Raw genomic sequence first — 20903 nt, forward strand, 5'->3', positions numbered from 1 at the left:
CTCGCTGAAAAAAACAGTTGCAAAACAGATAACCAGTATAGCGCTAATGTACCCGGGATGAAAATCCGGTCAGGAGTTTGACGGGTTAATGGGGTTGACATGGATACAAGCGCGAAGCAGTCTGTAAAATTTGTTTTGCACTGCTGTAGTAAAAAAGGCCGGTTTTCGATTTTTCCGGAATTACAACGTGATCTTGTCTGAACCAAGTTTTAAGCCATACTTCTTATGGTTTCTTTCACCGAAAGAGCCGATTTGATAAATACTGGCTTCAAGCGGTAATTGCTTTGCAATCCGGCTATTGATTTTGGATTTTTTCTCCTCAATGAATTGCATGTCGAATCCCGCTTTGAGTGCTTTTTCGCATTGTTCGAAATATGGCGACATCCGGCCCACAATTCCCGCATAAATATCAAGAAACTCACGATGATCAGCGTTTCTTACGGAAAAAGCGCCGTCGCCGGATGTGTTGACTTGCCTGCGGGCGAGCCAAAGATAAAAGGCAAACTGCGCGGGAGGCAGCTTCACTGCCTTGCCGCCGCAAAAAATGGTTCGCTCATCGACATTAAACGACAACGAAACGAAGTGAATCCCCGCTTGCACTTCTTTAACGGTTTCATGAAACGAGGAGGGAGGGTTTTGCAAACCCCCTCGTAGTCTGACAAAAGGAATATCGGCCAGCATGATGCGTGCATCCGAGGTATGCACGGGGCGATTGTCGCGCGACATGAGAACTTTGCCTTCTAACGGCGGGAAATAAAAATCGGCTAACGACTCGAACGGTTCGTTGACCAGTACATGCGATAATTGATCCCACGGTCTGCCGAACAACGAAAGTGCATACCCGACGAAGAATCCCATGCTTTTTCTGCCGCCGGCAATCGATACATGCAACATGGAATTTTCACTGCGGCAAAATTCACGAACATAATGCAATATGAAATCCGCAGCGCGCAGATTATCTTCCGGAGTGCGAATATCCTTAAGCGGTTGACCGGATGCATCCTCGATGACATGAATATTTTCCGGGGAGAATTGAACTCCATGCAGCGCATAATCTTTACATAACGCATGAAATTGTCCGATCGCGGGATCGAGCAATGAAAGCCGGGCGCGCTCCGCGCCTTCCTGGGTTGAAATGATGTGAATTTCGGTTGGAATAAACCGGCTTTCGGCTTGCACAGCCAGCGCATAAAGCGTTTCGGTAACAATCTGCGGGGTTAATCCGGTGACCGCCAACAATACGCGGCGAGGAAAAGCAAGCGCTGTCATTTCGTTAGCCATCCTCTTAAAGTACCACGAAGGTCGCGCAGTTGAGCACCGGAAACGACGGTTAATTGCAAATCGGCTGCTCTACTTTTGTCGACGCTCCGCAGACTGCCGCGGTAATCGATCAGCATTGCTTTGGTGCGCAAGCCGCCCATGCGGCGTAATGAATTCAGTTTGTAAAGTGCCTCAACGCCGACTGTTCCAGCTCCCAAGTTGGAAGACTTGCATTCGATAATATGCAGAGTGTTCTTTAGCAGGCAAGCGGCATCCAATTCATTATGATTTATCCCGTTTGGCGCCTGTCCTTCGAGGTTAATCCCCCAATCGGTAATATTCAATTCTCCAGAAAGATCGGAGAGAACGCAATAAACCCAATACTCCAACCAACCTCCGTTCACGAAATGCCGGTCAGCTTCATTGGGAAAAACAATTTTATTGTGTTGAATACTCAGTTTATGGTTTTTCTGAAACAACGAGATCAAAGTTTTAAACGCTTTATTATTCAGCAAATCTTGTGTCAATTTAGGAGAGGTCAATGTTTGTTTGGCTTTTTGAGCATAATAGTTTAATGATCCTAACGCATTACCCTGATGCATGCTCTTGTCAGCCAGTGTGCTGACAAAATTCCGGGTTGATTCAGGGATATCCGGTTTTTCAAGTTGCAGCGCTTTAAAACCATGTGCTGCAAGGTATTGCTGGAGATTGATTTGAGTCGGCAAAGTAAACGTCTTGCTGCGAGGATCGAGGCTGATGACTTCGTCATTGTCGACATTGACGTAAAAAACCGGCTTCTCCGCTTTTCGGAAAACATCCTGAGCAGCCATGGCCATCAATTTGGTTCCACCGGTGACATTCAATGCCACGTGATCGTTTTGCGCGGCAAGCCACTCGGCAATGGTTAGCCAGCATTGCGAGTAATCATAAGGATTTGGAATCTGCAATGCAGCCACTAGAATACCATGCTTGGATAATACGTTACTCAGCCAATCAGCTTTTTCCTGCATTTGCGGACTGGTGGCCAGCGTCACGGTTTTGGGCCGGAAATCCGGATCCAACGCAGGCGTCAAATTGGGTGTTGCTTGATCGGAAACCAAACACAAGTGATGATCAAATTTCTTGACTGGCATGACTGTTATCCTTTCGGTAGGGGTTGCTATGAATGGCGATAGATGGCGATCATCATAATTAACAATCTTGTGATGACATAAATGACAAGTTTGACATGCGAAAAAAGAACGATCGTATTCTAATGAGAATTTGTCACATAAGCGATTCGATAATGATCACATTGCCATCAAGTTTGTGGTGAGAAGGTTTCAACGGCTTGTAAACACGGCAACAAGTACGGCAAGCGCCAAAATAACAAACGACCAGCGGAAAATCGCTTTGAATAGGCCTCGAATGGCATCGGCGAGCAATTGTCCTTTAGCGGCATTCCAGGCATGTATGCCAAAAATTGCGCTCATTGCAGTGCCAAACAGCAATAAACCGATTATCGCGGTGATCGACCAGGCAAACAATTGCGCCATCTGTGGCGGCAAAACGGCAAACAGTTCATTGAAAAATGCGCCTGCAATGGCGGCGATAAACGGTAATGCAATGGCAGTAACGATGAGAAAGCTCGCTGTTCTTTTTGCGCCGATTATCAGGCATAGTCCGCCTAATACCAGCAGCAATGTTAAGACGTTCCCGAGCATTTCTTCGGGAATCAACATCAACATCGAATTAAATGAACGATTCATCGCAATCTCCTCGGTGTCCTATAAGGACGATAGTTAATACCTGATTTTCCATTCCGGGCGCACCCGATCCAGAATAACCTGATTGCCCCCTCCTACGGCGCCTTTGTCAAGGCCGTGCGTAGCGCCTTCATAGACGCGGGTGCCCTTCGGCACGCGAACGGCAACGATACGATCTGCCCGGTTACCGTAGCGCGATACATCGATGGCACGGTCGATTACTGCCTGGGTGCCGCTGGCACTGTTGCGGCTCCAATACGAAAATCGTTCGTTCACGGCGCCGAATTTTCGTGACGGCAGGTGGTAGTTGCGATACAGGATGGTATCTTTGCTCAGAATCGTTTCGGCATACGATCCACCGCGAAAGGTATTCGCGGTTTTCTCATCCAGCGGGCAAGGATTTGCCGGTTTGCAAAGCGATGATGTCCAGCGTTTTACCACGCGGTCGGGTTCGCGGGCTGCCACGCGTTGTACAAACGGTTTTGCCGATACCGGCAGTGGGCGCTTCATTGTATGCCGCTGTGCCGCAGCGGCTGCAGCATGCGCTGCGGCTCTTTGAGCACTGCCGATGTAAGCCGATGCCGCAGGTGAAATAATCAGGCAAATCAGTGCGGCGGCTACGGTATAAACGCCAGCATGGATTGCGGGCATCGAAATTTCTGTTGCTGACGGGACCCTTTTGCACATTGAATCAATCATCCTCTTGCCGGTATTCCCAAAGCTCCAGAACGTTATCCAGCCAGGCTTCGAACCGCTCGTTTGTGAGATTGGTCATGGGGTTGATGGTGACATCAAAACCGGCACCGCATAATTTACGCTGCATTCTCGCGGCGCCGACAGCGTTGATCGAATGAATCAGAACGGGTATTTCCTTATCGATTTTTTTGATCAAACTATCGACAACGTTTGTGCCGGAAAATAACTTTTCTGTTTCATTGATGACTTGCTGGTCGAGATCATGGTCGAGCATGATGCCTGCAAAGTCATACGGAAGACTGTGCTGCAAGGTGCCGATGGCGCGTCCGGCGCTGGCGGTGACAATAAGCACGACGCCTTCGGGCAACCAATCGCGAAATTGCTGGATACGCGCATTGCTGTCTTCAATCAAAAGCAGTCTGGGTATCGGTTTTATCATTGACATCGGTTATCCTTTGGATTTTTAGTCACTATCATCATGGTTGTTCGGATTGAAATGCATCATTGCAATCGCTTGGCACAGTAAGCACGTGCGAGATGACTTCTTCGGGCGTCAGTAATGCTGCATCGTTCCAACTACTGCCGCCGACTTCGTTGCGTCCACCCCAGCCGCTGCTAGAAGGAGAGAAACCGAGCAAGTTGCGTTTAATTGTCTCTGCTTGTGTAAGCTTCTCCCAGATATAACATTCGCTAAATTTGGGCGAGCCGCATGGGTGCAGCGGAACACTGCCCAGAGTATAGCTATAGCCAGGCAGTGTAACCTTGCGGTCAGGATGAACGACTTCAAGAAAACGATCCCGCACGGTCAGTGTAATATTGCGATGTCCGGTTTGCTGGCGAACCCAGTCAATTAGATGACGCGGGTCGACATAGGCGGTAATGCCGCGTTGATCGAGTACGCCGATGCCGTTGACAAGCCGGCAGCGTGCCCAGATTTCCGGACGTTGTCGATGAAACTGCGCCCAATATGCGCTGGCTTCGCCTGTTTCGCCCGGCCAGGCACCGAATCCTTGCGCGGCTTGCACCAGCCATTCGGTGCCTTGCTGAAAAGCGCGTGAAGCAAACTGCAGTTTCTGCTCGGCAGACCATGTGTTGCGGTCATTCGGCAATTCCAATCGGGCTGCGAGTGCATGCGACGACAATTTAAGCGCGGCGACTGCATTGCGGGCGAAATCCTCCAATCCGGAATCGGATTGTGTTGACGGCTGACCTAAGTGATCGCATTCGTAAGCAATGGCGCACAGATGGTTTCTGGCGCGATTCAACACGGCAGCCGCGGGTTGTATTGCTAATAGTTGCAACCAAGCGGCTGCGGCGCAGGCATCGGCATCGACTTGTGTCGTCACAAAACAAGCATTCGCCGGAATGTTTGCAGTATCTGGGATCTCCAGCAACTGGATCGGTGCGCCGCCCGGTTTGTGATGATCAAAATGCTGATCGCGCGCGCGCGGCAGCCAGTGCGGCACTGTGCCGTCGACCATCACAATCGGTAGCCGGTCGGGTAGATCGGCGATCTGGGTCGTTACAAGATATCGATAAGCGCGATGTGACATTATTACTCCCTAAATGGCCGCTAATCCTAAGTTTTCCGCCAGCGAGCGAACCGCCGCTGTCTCTGTGGAAACCGGGCGGCGGTTTAATGCTCCGTCGCGTGGAGCGATACGCCAGTCGGGACAATATTGCCCTCTGATCGAAACGCATAGCTGATCTGACGGCGACATGCTTGCCAAAGCATTCAATACCGGAACATGGCAGCACTCGAAATGATCCGGCAGTACCAGTAAGCGAACGATTACCGGAACTTGTTGCGCCAGCATGGCCTGGATAGCTGCGGAAGCAGTGTCGAAATATCGGCGGATGCCCGATAAACGTTGTCCGCACGCGTCATTGCCATATTTAAAATCCGGCAGCCAGATATCAACGATGCCATGCAACAGCGAAATGGTCTCGTGCGTTGCAGCGCCATGACAATTCCAAACCAGCGGTAATGCCCAGCCGTGCGGCGCATATTTGAGGAATTGGAGAATGGCATACAACGATTCATCAGGATTTCCTCCGGCAAAGGAAAGTGTACGCGCTCCGGAAGTATCCAATGCATCCCATAGCGAAGCTTGCAATGGTTCGCCGGCGATGTTGCCGGGATCGAGAATGGCATTTTGCTGGCAAAACCGGCAACGCAAGCCGCAACCGGCGAGACTGACCAACAGCGATGGATTAATGGCTGGTTCCTCGCCAATATGCACGAAGTGTTCGGCGATCAGCGCTTCCCCGCCCAGTCTGCATACGCCCGTTTCGCCCGCAAGCCGGTCGACTTCGCAACGTTGTGCGCATAGCGTGCAATTTTGCATGATCCGGCGTGCCAATTCGATTTTGACATCGAGCAGCGACGCCTCGCCATCACTGAAACCGATTGAGACGAATTCACAGGCACAGGATAAGCGGCGGTTATGAATCCGCCAAAGTTCGACCAAGGATAATTTCTCGATTTCATCCACACTATAACCGCAGCCGGTGTCGCGCGTCTGCAAAAAACGCGGCGCATTGCTTCCGGGTAAAGACTGGCTCTGAATGACGTAACCTGGATCGAGCGCTTGCATCAATGCTAGGCAATCCCAGCCCGGATCGACAATTTCCAATCCGCCTTGGGAATTGATTCGTATGCGTAATTCAGTTTGTCGGCTCATGATGATTTCACTTGAGTTTTGGTCGGTTCGCCCGGTAATTGGAACCAACTATCTTTTTTCTTCATCGCGATAACTCTGCCGCCGATGGCCGTGGCGAATTGTTGCACGATCGTTTCGCAGCGATTTCCTTTGCATAAGTCGATGTCGATCCACGTTGTGCCATCTGATTGAACCTGGGCTTTGATCAGAGCGCTGCCACCGGATTGTTCCAGGTTTTGCTCCTGCGCGAGAATTTGCAATTCCCCGGTTGACAAGCGCACAGACTCAAACTTCATGCCTTTTTCGTTCAGGAATTTCAGCACCTGGTTTTGGGTGAAATGTCCGATGAGATTGTGCAACGGCTGCGCATCGGCAATTGAATGCAAACGGAGGCAGCCTTGCGCATTCCGGCTTACGGCAATGCGCGACCCATCAGCATGTTGCAACAGTGTGCCGCCGTTCAAGCGGTAATCCGGTGTCTGGATTGCCGTGTACCCAATCTGTCTGGCGGTATTCAATAATTGCGGCAGGTCATTCAAATGAAGATTCAAAGTGGTCACGTTGGATAAGTGTTGAAATTCTTCAACGGGCACTGCTTCTAATGCGTCGAATTGCTGTTGATACGTTTGTTCGACGGCGCGGATTTGCGCCAATTCTTCCGCGCTTGGTTGCAGCTGTTCCCACAGCCATTCAGCCAAGCTTTGCCGATTAACGGCGTCCGTGAGCGTATAATCGCTACTGCTCGCGTTGGCCGTCAGATCGCCGTCAAACGATGAATCATAGGGTGAAACATTGCTAGTATTGCTCATACGATGACTCCTTTAAAAATCAATCTTGAGTTGATGAAGCAGGATCGCAATAGCGTAATCCCCATTGACGCAATTCCCGGAATTCGTCGTAAAGCGCAATCACACGCGCTTGTTTACGTTTGATTTCGCTTTCCAGCCGCGCTATCGTCAGCGGTTGCTGCTCAGAGCGGGCGCGAAACACTGCTTGCTTAACCACCGAGCGTAAGTCGGCGCCGGAAAATTTGCCGGTCAATCCGGCAAGCGTTGCGGCTATCTCGCTTGGTTGCTCGATATATCCGTTCAACCATTGTTCAAGCATTTGCCGGCGTGCTGCAGTTCCAGGCACGTCGACAAAGAAAGCGGCATCGAAGCGTTCCGAGCGCGTCATGGTTAAGCCGATCTCGCCCATGCGCCGCAGGCTGTTCGATGTGGCGACGATGTAGTTGGGATAAGGATTGTCAGAAAGCCATGACAATAGCGCGCCGGTGCAACGCATCATGGTGCCGCCGTCGCGTTCCGACGAATCACCAAAAGCTTTTTCAATTTCATCGATAAACACCACATTCGGACTCATGGCTGCCAGAGTTTGGAACGCTTGGGCAAAGCGGCGTTCGGTTTCGCCCAGCAAGGAATTCATCAGCGAGGAAATCCTGAATTCAACCACCGGCAATCCAACCAACCGTCCAATTGCACGCGCCAGCATGGTTTTTCCAGTGCCGGGCGGGCCGATTAGCAAGATACCGCGTGCACGGCCTGGTCCGGTAATCTGCATGTTTTGCTGTGTTATACGTAGATAATCCACCAGGTTATCCAGACCGACCGGTTCTTCCGCGGTGCTGGTTTCCAAAACATTCATCGCCAGATCCCGGCTTAGCTGCTCCTTTTTCCGTATCGTGAGCAACCGGTATGCGGTGTCGAAATTTTCGGGGCCGGACGAAAGTGCATCTTGCATCGCATCCTTGGCCGCGCTACGGGACAAACCTACCAATTCCGTAGCCAAGCGGTCGCCTTGCAGCTTGATTGTTTCAGCCGGCATGGGGGTTTTGGTGTGATGCGCGATTAATGCAATCTCGCGGCGTGCGATGCTGCGCAATTCGTCGATGCGCGGATAGGGGATGATCAGCCGTACGAATTGATCGCTCAGAATCGACGGCAAGTGTTTTTCGGATTGCGGCGCTTCGATGAAAACGAGTACCAAGCCGACGCTTTTTGTTTCGGTCGAGAGCATTTGCGACAGCAACATGCGTACCCGTTGATCGCCTTTCTCGTCCGCTAAAAACGGAAGGCAGTCTTCCAATATGACCACGCCTCCGCTGGAAATTTGCTGCGCGTCCTGCAGCAACGTCAAAACATCGTTGGGGCCTTGGCCGACGATATCCCAGCCACGTGCTCCGCTCTGATAATAACGTTTGGCCGCCGAGGTGAAATGATACAGTGCGATTGCTCCGCTTGCGGTGTCGTGACCGAATACTTCCTTCAATAGATTGAGCGCATGATCGCGGTCGTGGGTGCCCAGAAAGCAAGCACGGATGTTTTGCGCGACTTGGCTGGCTTTCATGATGCGCGCCAATTGCGCCTGGATCGCATCCATCGATTGGTTATAGGCAAATTTGCTCATGATCTTCTCTGTCCCTGTTCTAATGAAACAATTGCTTGCGAAATGCTTGTAGCCAAATTTCCTTAGGATTGTCGGGGTTTACCCAGTAACGTTCGGGGTTGGTCATAGCTTCCGCGGTGGAAATGCGCTCATCCGCTTCGCCACCAATGACCCGGTGACAATCGCCGTCATGCGCCGGTGTTTGTGCTTGTGCTCCAGCATCCTGGGCGCTTGCGCTTTGATCGGCAGCGGCGGGGCATGATGCTGCCGATGGGTCGAATAGCGGACTGTCCGTTGTGCCAGCCGTAGCGAATGACTGCGCGCGTAGCGGCGATGCCAAGCCGTTGTTGGCGTAATCCGCCTCGAGTTTGCGAAGCTCGGCCCCATATTGCAATTCAAACTGACGCAGATTCAATTTCCCGCGATAGGAAAATTCGGCTTCAAGATTGGCCCTCGTCAATTCATAGTCGAGTTGAATCTGGCGCGCTTCCGTTCGTGTGCGTTCACGCAAGAGCGCTGTATAGATAGAAGCGGGTTTGTTTAACATCATGATGAAAAAAATCATCTCGAATGTTATCAATACATATTCAATAACTTTGGAATGAAAAGTCAGCGTTCCGCCATACGTTTCGTCCTGCTTGAGTTGACCCAGCGCCGCCTGCCGCATGCCTAAATCGCTGCGAGCAGGTAACAACTTCGCATCGCGTTCTGCGATCAATTGCGCATGCCCAGCCTCGAAACGCGCCTGCGCCGCCAGGATACGCGCTTCCATGGTTTCCAGCTGGCGATCCAGTTCGGCAAGCCGTGCGCTATCGCGCTTAAATTCATGCTGTATGCGCGCGGCATGGCGAGTTGCTTCCTCTTCTTTCGCTTCGAAGGCGCGAAATTTCCGGCCTTTGCCGCTTTCGAGTTCGTGTTTCCATCCAATACGCGCATCAGACGCGGCGCTTTCATACATCTGCAAGTCGCTGCGTAGCTGGTGCAAGCGGTTAATCAGGATTTGGCGTTCCTGTGTAACGGTTTTGTGATCGTTTTGTGGGGTTTCCAGCATATCGGCATACAGCCTCTCCTTAGCAGCGCGATATTCCGTTTCGATCGGCGCATTATGTTGCTGCCGGTTTTTTTCCAACTGGTTATCCAAATCGGCTTGGTAAAACCACAACATACCAAATGCCCCAGTCAACTGTGCAATACAGAATGCAATCAGCAGCCGCAGCCCGATCTTCATCCAATGGCAGAGCTTTCTCCACGCAGTTGTGCGCTCGGACAAAATTCCTTTCGGTTCCCAGTCGGCATGAAAAAAAGCCAACTCGAGCAGACAAATTATTAAGCTGACTAAAATACCGCCCAAAATAGCACCCCAGATCGGCAGTATTTGCGTGAATACTAAACCGCCCCATACAGTGATCCCGAATACCAAAGAAGCAACCAGTCCCAACGCGTGCAAAAGGACCCCTTGCCGCTCTTTCGATCCATTGCATTGACGAACCAAATCCGCGTCCATGAAAGTGATGGCGCAGCAGATGTTCAGCAAGCGGTCGGATTTGTTGTCAGCGTCCATGGTGGTTTCTCCTTTACAGATATTGCACTTCGCGATCGATGATGTGCACATTGTAAAAGGGCGCCGGGTGAAAGGCTTGCACGGCAAGTTTGCCAGAATGGCATACGTCGCCCGGCCAAGAAAAATAACGGCAGGTTGCTGATATTTCAGATGGTTATGTTTTGTTGGAGAAACGGGATGGAGCGATGTCGGGTGATCACTGTAATGAATCAATGATACAGAAAAGTATTATCGGTGCATCTGGGATTTTCTGTCAAAAAAAGGGCCTGACTTCGGCCCAACTTCCCGACGTACAGACGGCGCTACGGAAAAATCTGGTCAAGTCTTAATGGGCCTGACTTCGGCCCAACTTCCCGACATCATAGGTAGCTTTGTTACCAATATTAGTGGGTCTTAATGGGCCTGACTTCGGCCCAACTTCCCGACCGCTTCGCTCAGTGCCCTTTACTGGCGCGGGTTCCAGAGCGAAAAACGGCGGTCTCTGGTTGTTTCCATTCAATTTGCCGGAAAGTTGTGCAATATTAGCCTGTAACCCGCATGAATACAAGTGCGGCGCGGTCCGTTCAAATGATCCAGTGTGGTGCGGTTGACGCATCGGGCAATTTGCCTTGCCAGCAGATATGATGGCGGCAACGCATGCAAACCGGGATGATCAAGATATGATCCTCGGCCGGATCGATCAAGCGGCGTAGGCGCAAGCGCAGAGCCTTCAACGCATCCGGCGTCAGGCCGCATTCGAACACGCTTTTTTGCACGCGCACTCCGGCGGCTTCCAACACTTTCGCAACCCGGTTGAGGCGATACGGATGCGCGATATCGTAGGAAACAACAACCAGATAGATTTCACTCATGATCAACCGCTCAACGCCAGCGCGTCGCCTGAAATTGATTTGCGTCGTGCGAACGGTAGGCTTTCATCAGCGCCAGGATGTCGTGATCGATGATGCGGCGCAGATCCATTGCCGTGCCGGTTGACGGGTGCTGTTGGACGCCGTTGAAGCGATCCTCGATTGCGCCGATGAAAATGCGCACGGTATCGCTGCCCAATTGGCAAGCGCCGTCATGCACGGTATGCGATTGCGGATCAAGCTGCCGGGTGTGCAGCAGCTTCAGCACGGTAGCGTCGACGGCGTAGGCGCGGAAATTCTCCATCAAATCGGATGCCAACGCCAGGTGGCTGCCGCCCGGGATGTGCAGCATGCCGAGATGCGCGTTCAATCCGCGCGCCTGGAGCAATCCGGCAGTTGCCTGGTAAAGCAGCGTATAACCTAACGACAACAAGGCATTGACCGGATCCGGCGCGGGGTGTGCTTGCCGTTTGCTGAATTGCCAAGGCGCGGGAATCAGTTCGGCGAACGAGCGCCAATAAAGCGCTGCCGCAGCACCTTCGCTGCCGCGCAGGCTTTCCAGGCTGCCGGCGGTTTTAAGCGATTGTTCGATATGCTTCATGCGTTCCCGGCAGGATTCGATGGTATCGGACAAAGATGACGGGTGGCGGTGGCGTTGAAAGCGGGCCAGGATAACGCGGCTATTATGCAGTTTCGCGGCGACGATGACGCGGGCGAACTCGAGCTGGAATGCCGCGTCCGCGTGGCACGCAAACTGCGCTTGCAATAGCGTGACATGTTGCCCGCCGGTGGAGTCGAAACGGCCGTAATAACGGCCGTAGCGCGACAGATAGGCGACGGCGCATTCATGCCGGGCGGCCAACTGCAAGGCTTGCGTGCTGACCGGAATGGCGCCGAACAGCATGATCTGATCGACCTGATGCGCGGGCAGGCTCAGCAATGTTTTATCGCCCTGAGCCACCCGGAAGCGCTGATTGTCGACGGATAGCTGTACCTTGTGGTCGACCAGATAAAGCGTGCGCTGCAAAGGGGCCAACGGCGGCAGTTCTTGCGCCAGCGAAGCGGATTCATGTTCGCCGGAATCCGTGAATTCTTGCAAATCCGGTGCTTCGCCGGCGGGCGGTGCCTCGCGGTCCGGTCGTTTCGCTACAGGTTCAGCAGGTACTGGCGCGGTAAGCGAAATAGCTTCCTCCGGTACTGTCTGCGGTATCGCAACCGGCGGCTGCGGGGCGTCCGGTATCGTGCCCTTGCCGCGCGCCGGAATGGCAAAGCTGCGCACAAAATACCAGCCGAGAAATTCCAGCCCTTCGTCGAAGTGGACAATTCGGGTTTTCAACGGGTTGAGCTTGAGCGCCAACCGTTCCAGCACGTCGCGGCTGAGTTCGAGCGCGGCTTCGGCTTTTTCCCTGGATTTGGCCAACACGATGAAGTCGTCGGCGTAACGGATCAGCACGTGATTGGCATCAAGCAACGCTTCGTCCAGCGTATCCAGATACAAATTGGCCAGCAGCGGTGAGATCGGGCTGCCTTGCGGTATGCCTTGCCGCGGCAGGGAAACGGTTCCGTTATCGTGGATCGGCGCGGTCAGCCATTGTTCCACCAAGGCGATCAGAGCCGGTTCGGGTACGAGCGCTTGTAATTTCGCCAATAGATCGGTGTGCGGGATGGTGTCGAAAAAAGCTTCGATGTCGGCATCGACAATCCAGTGATAACCCTGGCGTTGATAAAAACCGGCACGATCAACTGCCTGGCGCACGCCGCGCCCGGTCCGGTAAGCAAAGCTGCAATCTTCCAGTTCGGCCTCGACAAGCGGTGTCAAAACTAGCGTCAGACTGGTTTGCAGAATGCGATCGCGTACCGCCGGAACTGCCAAGCCACGCGGAGATTTTCCCGGGCGCTCCACCCACAGACGCAATAGCGATTGCGGCCGGTAATTGCCACTGATCACTGCGCTGGCCAATTGGCGCAACACAGTGTCGATATCCGGCTTCAGCATTGTAATGCTCTCGCCATCGACACCCGCCATACCATTATTGCCGGCTACCTTGTCCCAAGCCCGGCGCAGCATGCCAAGCGTCAGCATCTTGCGCAGCAGCGGACCGATGATACGACTCATCGCGTGATCCTAGATAATCCAGTGACTGCCGCCGGGCTTCAAGCCGCGCCCTAACCCCTCACCGCCGGAGCGGGCAAGGTCCATTCTGCACAGCGGATAATATCGGGCAGAATCTTCGCAGTGATGGAGAATTTTACGCATGGCAGCTTGCAGCCGCAGCAATTCGCCGCTATTGAGTTCCATCAAGAAAACGCTTTTCTGTACGCGCTCGCCCCAGCGTTCGCAAACTCTGGCCGCGTGGCGTAGTCGCCGCGGATCGGCGATATCGGTGATAACCAAGTAGTGCATGGTTTGTAAAAAATGCGAAGACTGCATTTCGCTCACTTCGGCAGATTCCAGACCAAACTAGTAACACAATGCAGTAAGCTGCGCATTGTGTTGCTTAATCTCCTGTCGCACACGCTCGGCATGGCGAACTGCTTCTTCTTCACGCATTTTCGCTGCGCGAAACCTCTTGCCGGGGGCGACCTCGTGATTCCATTCGAAACGTGCTTGAGATGCTGCATGTTCATGCGTCTGCAAGTCGCTGCGTAGCTGGTTCAAACGATTTTCCAGTATTTGACGTTCCTGCGCACCGACTTTGTGATCGTTCTGTACAGTCTCCAACACATTGGCTTGGTAAAACCACAGCGCACAAAATATTCCCGTCATCAGGGCAAAGATGCGTGCGGGCAGCAAGCGGTCTAATTTGTTCTGAATATCCATTGTAGCGCCTCCTTTACGAAATTGAATCACAAGCAATCAGTGATGATCGTCATTGTAAAAGGGCGCCGGGTGCAAAGCTTGTGCGGCAAGTTTGCCAGAGTGATATGCGCCACCTTGCTGGGAAAGTCATAGCAAGCTACTGATATTTCGGATGGTTATGTTTTGTTGGAGAAACGGGATGGAGCGATGCCCGGCGATCACTGTAATGAACCGATGATACAGAAAGGCATTATTGGTGGCCCGATATTTTCTGTCAAAAAAGGGCCTGACTTCGGCCCAACTTCCCGACAGATACACAAGAGCGGATGGGTATATTGTGGATTTCGAGTCTTAATGGGCCTGACTTCGGCCCAACTTCCCGACTTCAACTTTGTTTTTGGCGAAGAAGAAAATCCGTCTTAATGGGCCTGACTTCGGCCCAACTTCCCGACCCGCTTCGCTTAGCGCCCTTTACTGGCGCGGGTTCCAGAGCGAAAAACGGCGGTCTCTCGTTGTTCCCATCCAATTTGCCGGAAAGTTATGCAATATTAGCCGGAAAGCCTCATGAATACAAGCGCGGCGCTGTTTCATCCGGTTGCGGCGCAATCGATCAATGGCGTGCCGGTATGGTACAGGCCTTGGCCGAGCGCGGGACTTTCACCGGCGCCGAACCATGCACCCCAGTGCAGCAGCGCGGCGATTGCCGGTGGCATTGGTCTGGCATAGGTTATCTGCCCAACCAATCCTCTACAGTGGAAGGGATTTTGTTTGGTGCTGGAACCGTATTGCCATTGCACCGCCGTCAACCGGTGCGAAACGACCGGTTGACGCCGGATTTGTTCTTCCGCTTCGATCCAGGGCATCGAACCGATGTTCAGCGCAGCGGCCAAATCCGGTTCTACTCTGCCGATGCGCCGGGTTAATGAGCGGACGATCCGCAGCAGCTTGGGTGGCATCCATTGTCCTTGTGCTGTCTTGTGCAAATCGCCGAGCGTGAGCGGCGTAAAAAAATTCAGCGTAATGCCGTCGGTGCCATGCGGGGTATGGGTAAAATCCGGCTGCGGGTCAGGAATGTTTGTCGCCGGGTCCTGCCAAGGCGAAACAGGAGTGCCTGGTGCATGGTAGCGGATCCGGCAGCGTTCAACGCGATCCTTGCGGCCGTTGAGATCGATCGTGTGCCAGTGGCCAAGCAGCTTGGCCACTGCCTGCGCATGTTGCCGGGCCGGGCCGTACAGGACGATGCCGCACGCCATGACAATGCTTGTGGAACTGTCCGACGCGCGCCAGCCATATGGCGGCGGCAAGATGGCATAATGTTTAAATCCGCTGCCCGGTGTAATGCCCAGATCGCCGCCGAGAACGGGCGCATGCAGCCGCACCAAGCGTTCCAGAACGCCGTGCAGAACGCCGCCGAGAAACGGCGATGCCGCCACGGCCGGTTGGTGCTGATTTTTTTGCAGCGTCACTTGCAGTTCGAGCAGAATCATCGTGAAAGCCCCCGATTTCCGCGGCTTGGGGCAGTCGTGTGAGCCAGTCGATTCTTTATAAAACAGGCGAATTGTTGTGCGGCAACCAGGATCAAGAATCGCTTGTGCAGATAATTAATCAATTTTTTCTTCATTGAATTTTATCGGTAATTACATGGTACATGGTTACAAGTGTAACACTCGCGTTGAAGAATACCTGGGAAGATGTCCGGAATCTAAATTGATTTCTGGGGCGGTTGTTTAATTGTTTCGCTATATCGCGATCCCTTGTTGTGTAGTAACGGTGAAATCTCGTTCTTGGGAACAATCCATTGGTGTTTTCACTTGTGCTGCCCTGCCATGAAGTTGATAAATGGTTTCTGGATTGATTGCGGCAAAGTTGTTGATTACAGATTGGTAATATTTTTTGACCTTACCCCGTCTTCTATAAGGCATAAATCTGGTATCGTTCTATTCATCCTTGGATTCACCTTATTCATTGAACCGGAAATATGGCATGAAAAAACACGATCATATTGTTTTAGGTTGCTTATTGCACGACATTGGCAAGCTTTTCGAACGAGCGGAAACGCTGGATCAACATCGTAATAATGAGGATAAGCAGCAGAGCCATTGCCCCAAAAACACTGAAAAAGCCTCTTACAGTCATCTTCATGTATTACATACGATGGCTTTTTGCGAGTTGCTTGCTGAAAAGATACCGCAAATCCAACCTGAAGAGCATCAGAAGACTGTAATAACTGATCAAAGCTGGATTAACCTCGCGGCCTATCATCATGCGCCACCGGAGAGACAGGCAGGTTATTCGGAAAAAATTGTCCAGGCAGCCGATCATTTTGCAAGCGCTGAACGCGAGCAAGGCAGTTTTTATGAGCAAGACATTCATAAGAAAACCCGGCTTGAATCACTTCTTGGACGAATTCAGATTGGTGAAACTGCAAGGCAAAACGAACATTTTTTGCCGCTTAATTTTTTGGAATTATCGGAAGAACATATTTTTCCTAAACAGGCTGCCACTTTTGGTATGGAAAAGCAAAGTGTTGCATGGCTAAGTCCAAATAGTTTGGTTTCAGACTACCAAGCAGTGGCAAAGCGTTTTCTGTCCGAATTGGATGGATTGCAGCAATTTCAAGACAATACCGCCAAGGAGAAAATCCTCAAATCCGTTTCCCGCAGCTTGCTGAGCATCATGGAGCGTTATTTAAGCCAAATACCGGCGGCAACCAACATACAGCACCCGGATATTTCTCTTTTTGACCATCTTCGGATTACTGCGGCAATTGGCGAAGGTTTGTATTTACATCATGAGAAAGTTGATCAACCCAGCGAGTTTAACGACCAAGCAACTGTCAAGTGGCAGCTAGTTTGCGGTGACTTCTCAGGTATTCAAAAATTTATTTACAAAGTTACCAGCAAAGGTGCAGCCAAAGGCTTACGAGGCCGTTCGTTTTTCATTCAATTGCTGTGCGATGCCGTTGCCGAGCAAATTATTCGCGATCTGGGGCTTTATTCAACTGCCAGAATTTATTCCTCCGGCGGCAAATTTTACTTGCTGATTCCTGTGCACCTGAAAGATCAAGTCAAACATATTGCCGACTCTGTCAATCAAGCTTTGCTTGAAGAATTTCAGGGTGAGGTTTTTTTAGGTGTGGGTTTTGCTGACATCTATGGCGATGACTTCAAGGAAGGTAATATGGGCAAGCGCTGGCAACAGGTGAACGAAGATTTGCAAAAGCAGCGCTTACAACCTTTCAAGACCCAAGTAAGCCAGGGGATTGAATATTTCACCCAACAAACGCAACATGAAAGCGGTGCATGTAAGATTTGCGGACGTGATGATCTTGATGCCGGCATTAACTCCGATCAGAACTGTAAGCAGTGCCACAACTTGGAACGACTGGGGCAAGTATTGGCTGATGCACGTTATTTGTTCTGGGTATGGAAAGAAGACCGGAAAACTTTACAGAACATACTCAAAAATAAACATTTCAAAATGTCGATGGCGGGAACGGATTGCGATTTGTATTTTTTGGAAAGTGAACCGGACTTTAGCGAATTGATCGATTTATCGGAATCACACTTGGAAGCGCTCAATGAGTGGGCGGGTTTAAAACCCAACCCGCAAGGCTATTCACAGGGTATTCGCTATGTCGGCAAGTGGCAGGGTGATAAAGACAATGGGAGCCGCGACTTCAAGGATTTTGCGGATAACGCCCAGGGTATTAGTCGTATGGGTGTATTGCGTATGGACGTGGATAACCTTGGTGAAATATTCATTCGCGGCTTGAATTTCGGCAAAAAGGACTCCGATGGCAAACATGTCAGTATGGGTTCGTTATCTCGCGTTGCTACGGTGTCCAGACAATTACACCTGTTCTTTGCCGGGTACTTGCATAGAGTTCTCGACGATTACTCGCAAAGTCAAATTATTTATGCCGGTGGGGACGACGTATTTATCATTGGCAGTTGGAACGAGTTACCGGAAGTCGCTCAAAGAATCCGCAGCGAGTTTAGTCGCTACTGCGGGAATAACCCGTGCTTTACAGTGTCCGGCGGCATTGCTACCGTCGGGGGCCGATATCCCATTTCACGTGCTGCCGATTTGGCGGGCGAAGCTGAAGAAAAAGCAAAAGGATTACGGCGTGGAGATAAAGAGAAAGATGGGCTATGCTTTTTGGAAACAGTCATTGGCTGGGAAAGCTTTGCCGAAGCAATCCGATTGCGCGACACCTTACTGGATATTGTCGATAAAACCAACAGCCATGCCATCATCGACCGTTTGCGGCAAGTCGTGATTGTCGTCGAAGAAATCAAAGCGAGGGAAAAATCAGGTAAATTCCAAGAAATGATTTATTGGGACAAATGGCGCTGGCGGCTGGTATACAACCTCAAACGAATGCGGAAACGTTACCCGGGAGTTGAATCCCAGCTCGAAAATTTACTGCAGCAACTAATCACCCCAAAAATTCCGGCAAACAAGCAATCAGTCATGGAATGGCTGCAACTGCCGGTGCGTTGGGCGGAATTTTTAGCCCGAAAGGAGAAATAAACGATGACTTTGTTTTTATCAGAAAACCCAAAAAACGATTTGAATTTTGAGTTTCGAAACTTCCAGCCAGTTTACGAGGAACTTAATAAAAAAGGTGATGAAAAACGAAAAATCGAAAATGCATTTCATCGTGCTGACATTTGCTTTAGAAATTTCCCTGAAATAATAAAAAACATCAGAAGTCAGCCAGGTCAAAATCTCAATAATCTAAAAGATGAATGTAAAAAATTCTCTAAATCAATAAGTAACCCTGATGACAAGATACTGAAATGCATTATCAAACAAGATGAAGGCGCTAGATGGCTGGTTTGCTTCGGAGAAAGACTTGGAGGTTATTGTGCCATAACGGCAGTTTCCAGTTCTCAACTAAGAAATGCTTATGGGCAAATAAAAAGTTTAGAAATGCGCATTGCAAATTTGCCGCTTGAAACTCCGATAGACGCGTTAAATTTAAGAAAAATGCAGTTATTGATTCCGAGGTTAGCCTATGCCGCTAAGCGAGAGGGAGGCGGATTAATTCAACTCAGTGACATTTTAACGTCTGCTATTAAATCTGTTGAAACAGTTGGGGATTTTATGCGTTTTTCCCAATTCTTTGAGGCTATTTTGGCATATCACAAAGCATACGGCGGTAAATAAAAGGACATGATCATGAGCGAACAAACCAATCCAAAACTGAAAAGCAAAATTTTCATCAAAGGCAAAATTACTGCTTTAACCGGTTTACATATCGGCGGCAACTCCATCGGCATGGCCATTGGTGGCGCGGATAAAGTCGTTGTGAGGAATCCATTAAACAATGAACCTTATATTCCCGGTTCTTCATTGCGCGGAAAAATGCGGTCGTTGCTGGAAAGAGCCAGAGGCGATGAAAAGCATAATCTCAGGGAAGGCGGATTCAGTTTGAAAAACGGCAAATTGGAAGCTGCGGCGGGTATCAATCCGGAAACGTTACTCGGCAAACTCTTCGGTGTGTCCGCCGACAAAAACAATGGCCAACCGACCCGCTTGATGGTTCGGGATGCGCATTTAACCAAGGAAAGCAAAAAACAATTGGAAAACGCGCCCAATACCGATATGCCGATGACTGAAGTCAAAACCGAAGTCAATATCGACCGTATCACCTCAGCGGCCAATCCACGCCAATTCGAACGCGTGCCTGCCGGAGCGGAGTTTAACTTTGAACTGGTGTTAACCCTTCTGGAAGGTGATGACGAAAAGCAGTTCTTAAACCTGATCCGGGAAGGCTTGGAACTGACGCAGCACGACAGTCTTGGAGGTCACGGTTCACGGGGTTATGGTGCAGTTGAATTCCGCATCGAAACCTTGCAAGAGCGCACCATGCAGCACTATCAGCAAGAAGGCCATGCGGCAAGCGATGTTAGCGATCATCTGGTTGTGCTGTTCGCCAATTTGCGATCAAACGCCGCTACTGTTGCCGGAGCTTGATATGCATTGCTATCGGCTTAAGTTTACTGCTCCATTTCACGTCGATAGTCGCGGCAATGCTTTTTACGAAGAAAGCGGCAGTTTCATTCATTCTGACACACTAAGCTCTGCGATTTTGGCGACTTGGGCGTTGATTTGGCCGGAGCAAATAAACCAACAGGCGCAAGTACCCTCATTTCGCCTCAGTTCCGCGTTTCCGTACTATCAGGATTGTTACTTCTTACCGCGCGTACTCAGCAGTCAGGCTATTCGCTTGCCTGCGGATAAACTGAAGCAAACCAAAAAACTAAAAAAAATTCAGTGGTTGGATACGAAACTTTGGCTGGCATCGTTGGCCGACCCGAATTGGGCAAATATTATCGACCTGGAAAAAGGCATCTGCCAGAGCGTTCTGGTTAGCCAATCGAACGCGCTGCCGGAGAAACTTTGGCTGGAAGAAGAACGTCCGCGCTTGTCGATTAACCGCATTAACAATCAAGCCGCCGAAAACCAAATCTTCAATTTCAGTCGCATTTGGTTCGTTCCAGATGGTGGTTTGTACTTTCTGGCGGTATTCGAAGATGAAGCGAGTCGGCAACAATTTGAAACCGTGCTAAGAGTATTGGGCGATAGTGGCATCGGCGCGGATCGTACCAGCGGTAATGGCTGCTTTGCCCCGAGCGAAGGACAGATGCCGGAATTGCAACTGGCCGGACAGGGCCAAGCCGTAGCGCTATCGTTGGTCAATCCTGCTCCCGGCGATTGCCAAACTGGTTGGCTGGATGGCGCAGCCTACAAGCTGGTGTCGCGCGGCGGTTGGATTGGCGGTATTGGCAAACGTAAACAACGTGTGCGCATGTTTGCCGAAGGCAGCGTATTTAACCAGCCATTGACGGGACGAATGATTGATGTTTCGGTTGATCAATTGCCGCATAAAATCTTTCGAGACGGGCGCGGTTTTTTTGTGAAAGCGGGATGAGG

At 50.9% G+C, this 20903-nt stretch carries 20 protein-coding genes; 5 read left to right on the forward strand and 15 right to left on the reverse strand.

Features of this window, described 5'->3' with window-relative positions:
* Nucleotides 1–180 precede the first annotated feature (180 nt).
* The 14 genes from csm6 to ACV7NC_RS13685 all read right to left on the reverse strand — a co-directional run bounded on the left by csm6 (nt 181) and on the right by ACV7NC_RS13685 (nt 13979).
* Nucleotides 181–1269: a CRISPR-associated ring nuclease Csm6 gene (gene csm6 / locus ACV7NC_RS13620; RefSeq protein WP_458153137.1), complete on the reverse strand. Its 1089-nt coding sequence runs from the start codon at nt 1267–1269 to the stop codon at nt 181–183.
* Complete coding sequence (locus ACV7NC_RS13625) at nt 1266–2393, reverse strand: Card1-like endonuclease domain-containing protein (RefSeq protein WP_458153139.1); 1128 nt, start codon at nt 2391–2393, stop codon at nt 1266–1268. Before ACV7NC_RS13625 ends, csm6 begins: the two co-directional genes overlap by 4 nt.
* 189 nt (nt 2394–2582) lie before the next feature.
* Nucleotides 2583–3008: a hypothetical protein gene (locus ACV7NC_RS13630; protein WP_458153141.1), complete on the reverse strand. Its 426-nt coding sequence runs from the start codon at nt 3006–3008 to the stop codon at nt 2583–2585.
* A gap of 33 nt (nt 3009–3041) precedes the next feature.
* Nucleotides 3042–3656: a hypothetical protein gene (locus ACV7NC_RS13635; RefSeq protein WP_458153142.1), complete on the reverse strand. Its 615-nt coding sequence runs from the start codon at nt 3654–3656 to the stop codon at nt 3042–3044.
* Nucleotides 3657–3696: 40 nt separating this feature from the next.
* Nucleotides 3697–4146, reverse strand: a complete 450-nt coding sequence (locus ACV7NC_RS13640; protein WP_458153144.1) for a cyclic-phosphate processing receiver domain-containing protein — start codon at nt 4144–4146, stop codon at nt 3697–3699.
* 31 nt (nt 4147–4177) lie between these two features.
* Nucleotides 4178–5254, reverse strand: a complete 1077-nt coding sequence (locus ACV7NC_RS13645; RefSeq protein WP_458153146.1) for a hypothetical protein — start codon at nt 5252–5254, stop codon at nt 4178–4180.
* 9 nt (nt 5255–5263) lie between these two features.
* Nucleotides 5264–6385 carry a hypothetical protein gene (locus ACV7NC_RS13650; protein WP_458153148.1) on the reverse strand — a complete coding sequence of 374 codons (1122 nt, stop codon included), beginning with the start codon at nt 6383–6385 and terminating at the stop codon, nt 5264–5266.
* Nucleotides 6382–7173, reverse strand: a complete 792-nt coding sequence (locus ACV7NC_RS13655; protein ID WP_458153150.1) for a hypothetical protein — start codon at nt 7171–7173, stop codon at nt 6382–6384. Before ACV7NC_RS13655 ends, ACV7NC_RS13650 begins: the two co-directional genes overlap by 4 nt.
* Before the next feature lie 19 nt (nt 7174–7192).
* The gene (locus ACV7NC_RS13660; RefSeq protein ID WP_458153151.1) at nt 7193–8770 is read right to left on the reverse strand and encodes an ATP-binding protein; all 1578 of its coding nucleotides are present in this window, start codon (nt 8768–8770) and stop codon (nt 7193–7195) included.
* A 19-nt stretch (nt 8771–8789) separates the two neighbouring features.
* The gene (locus tag ACV7NC_RS13665; RefSeq protein ID WP_458153153.1) at nt 8790–10310 is read right to left on the reverse strand and encodes a DUF4407 domain-containing protein; all 1521 of its coding nucleotides are present in this window, start codon (nt 10308–10310) and stop codon (nt 8790–8792) included.
* Between the two features lie 563 nt (nt 10311–10873).
* The gene (gene cas2, locus ACV7NC_RS13670) at nt 10874–11161 is read right to left on the reverse strand and encodes a CRISPR-associated endonuclease Cas2 (protein ID WP_458153154.1); all 288 of its coding nucleotides are present in this window, start codon (nt 11159–11161) and stop codon (nt 10874–10876) included.
* 10 nt (nt 11162–11171) lie between these two features.
* Nucleotides 11172–13274 carry a CRISPR-associated endonuclease Cas1 gene (gene cas1 / locus ACV7NC_RS13675; protein WP_458153155.1) on the reverse strand — a complete coding sequence of 701 codons (2103 nt, stop codon included), beginning with the start codon at nt 13272–13274 and terminating at the stop codon, nt 11172–11174.
* Nucleotides 13275–13283: 9 nt separating this feature from the next.
* Nucleotides 13284–13562, reverse strand: coding sequence for a CRISPR-associated endonuclease Cas2 (gene cas2, locus ACV7NC_RS13680; protein ID WP_458153156.1), 279 nt, complete (start codon nt 13560–13562; stop codon nt 13284–13286).
* A gap of 57 nt (nt 13563–13619) precedes the next feature.
* Nucleotides 13620–13979, reverse strand: a complete 360-nt coding sequence (locus ACV7NC_RS13685; protein WP_458153157.1) for a hypothetical protein — start codon at nt 13977–13979, stop codon at nt 13620–13622.
* A gap of 186 nt (nt 13980–14165) precedes the next feature.
* Between ACV7NC_RS13685 and ACV7NC_RS13690 the strand changes: the two genes are divergently transcribed.
* Nucleotides 14166–14381, forward strand: a complete 216-nt coding sequence (locus ACV7NC_RS13690) for a hypothetical protein (RefSeq protein ID WP_458153158.1) — start codon at nt 14166–14168, stop codon at nt 14379–14381.
* 164 nt (nt 14382–14545) lie between these two features.
* On the opposite strand, the gene cas6 is transcribed toward ACV7NC_RS13690, so the two are convergent.
* Nucleotides 14546–15445, reverse strand: a complete 900-nt coding sequence (gene cas6, locus ACV7NC_RS13695; RefSeq protein WP_458153159.1) for a CRISPR system precrRNA processing endoribonuclease RAMP protein Cas6 — start codon at nt 15443–15445, stop codon at nt 14546–14548.
* 496 nt (nt 15446–15941) lie between these two features.
* On the opposite strand from cas6, the gene cas10 reads away from it, so the two are divergent.
* From cas10 to csm4, 4 genes are read left to right on the forward strand one after another with little or no spacing between them, the layout of a single operon-like run.
* Entirely contained in the window at nt 15942–18494 is a 2553-nt protein-coding gene (cas10, locus tag ACV7NC_RS13700) for a type III-A CRISPR-associated protein Cas10/Csm1 (protein WP_458153160.1), read from the forward strand.
* Between the two features lie 3 nt (nt 18495–18497).
* Nucleotides 18498–19133 (forward strand): type III-A CRISPR-associated protein Csm2, encoded by a 636-nt coding sequence (gene csm2 / locus ACV7NC_RS13705; RefSeq protein ID WP_458153161.1) that lies wholly within the window; start codon nt 18498–18500, stop codon nt 19131–19133.
* Nucleotides 19134–19145: 12 nt separating this feature from the next.
* On the forward strand, nt 19146–19943 hold the full coding sequence (gene csm3, locus ACV7NC_RS13710; protein ID WP_458153163.1) for a type III-A CRISPR-associated RAMP protein Csm3: 798 nt from the start codon (nt 19146–19148) through the stop codon (nt 19941–19943).
* A gap of 1 nt (nt 19944) precedes the next feature.
* Nucleotides 19945–20901 carry a type III-A CRISPR-associated RAMP protein Csm4 gene (gene csm4, locus ACV7NC_RS13715; RefSeq protein ID WP_458153165.1) on the forward strand — a complete coding sequence of 319 codons (957 nt, stop codon included), beginning with the start codon at nt 19945–19947 and terminating at the stop codon, nt 20899–20901.
* Nucleotides 20902–20903 lie beyond the last annotated feature (2 nt).

The sequence above is a fragment of the Nitrosomonas limosa genome, assembly GCF_054188085.1.

What these genes read in the sequence shown, in the direction of transcription:
- ACV7NC_RS13655 (WP_458153150.1), bottom strand. Translation starts at nt 7,173, where the DNA reads ATGAGCAATACTAGCAATGTTTCACCCTATGATTCATCGTTTGACGGC.
- ACV7NC_RS13685 (WP_458153157.1), bottom strand. Translation starts at nt 13,979, where the DNA reads ATGGATATTCAGAACAAATTAGACCGCTTGCTGCCCGCACGCATCTTT.
- cas6 (WP_458153159.1), bottom strand. Translation starts at nt 15,445, where the DNA reads ATGATTCTGCTCGAACTGCAAGTGACGCTGCAAAAAAATCAGCACCAA.
- cas1 (WP_458153155.1), bottom strand. Translation starts at nt 13,274, where the DNA reads ATGAGTCGTATCATCGGTCCGCTGCTGCGCAAGATGCTGACGCTTGGC.
- ACV7NC_RS13690 (WP_458153158.1), top strand. Translation starts at nt 14,166, where the DNA reads ATGCCCGGCGATCACTGTAATGAACCGATGATACAGAAAGGCATTATT.
- ACV7NC_RS13645 (WP_458153146.1), bottom strand. Translation starts at nt 5,254, where the DNA reads ATGTCACATCGCGCTTATCGATATCTTGTAACGACCCAGATCGCCGAT.
- ACV7NC_RS13640 (WP_458153144.1), bottom strand. Translation starts at nt 4,146, where the DNA reads ATGTCAATGATAAAACCGATACCCAGACTGCTTTTGATTGAAGACAGC.
- ACV7NC_RS13660 (WP_458153151.1), bottom strand. Translation starts at nt 8,770, where the DNA reads ATGAGCAAATTTGCCTATAACCAATCGATGGATGCGATCCAGGCGCAA.
- cas10 (WP_458153160.1), top strand. Translation starts at nt 15,942, where the DNA reads ATGAAAAAACACGATCATATTGTTTTAGGTTGCTTATTGCACGACATT.
- cas2 (WP_458153156.1), bottom strand. Translation starts at nt 13,562, where the DNA reads ATGCACTACTTGGTTATCACCGATATCGCCGATCCGCGGCGACTACGC.
- csm2 (WP_458153161.1), top strand. Translation starts at nt 18,498, where the DNA reads ATGACTTTGTTTTTATCAGAAAACCCAAAAAACGATTTGAATTTTGAG.
- ACV7NC_RS13665 (WP_458153153.1), bottom strand. Translation starts at nt 10,310, where the DNA reads ATGGACGCTGACAACAAATCCGACCGCTTGCTGAACATCTGCTGCGCC.
- ACV7NC_RS13630 (WP_458153141.1), bottom strand. Translation starts at nt 3,008, where the DNA reads ATGAATCGTTCATTTAATTCGATGTTGATGTTGATTCCCGAAGAAATG.
- csm4 (WP_458153165.1), top strand. Translation starts at nt 19,945, where the DNA reads ATGCATTGCTATCGGCTTAAGTTTACTGCTCCATTTCACGTCGATAGT.
- ACV7NC_RS13635 (WP_458153142.1), bottom strand. Translation starts at nt 3,656, where the DNA reads ATGCCCGCAATCCATGCTGGCGTTTATACCGTAGCCGCCGCACTGATT.
- cas2 (WP_458153154.1), bottom strand. Translation starts at nt 11,161, where the DNA reads ATGAGTGAAATCTATCTGGTTGTTGTTTCCTACGATATCGCGCATCCG.
- ACV7NC_RS13625 (WP_458153139.1), bottom strand. Translation starts at nt 2,393, where the DNA reads ATGCCAGTCAAGAAATTTGATCATCACTTGTGTTTGGTTTCCGATCAA.
- csm6 (WP_458153137.1), bottom strand. Translation starts at nt 1,269, where the DNA reads ATGACAGCGCTTGCTTTTCCTCGCCGCGTATTGTTGGCGGTCACCGGA.
- csm3 (WP_458153163.1), top strand. Translation starts at nt 19,146, where the DNA reads ATGAGCGAACAAACCAATCCAAAACTGAAAAGCAAAATTTTCATCAAA.
- ACV7NC_RS13650 (WP_458153148.1), bottom strand. Translation starts at nt 6,385, where the DNA reads ATGAGCCGACAAACTGAATTACGCATACGAATCAATTCCCAAGGCGGA.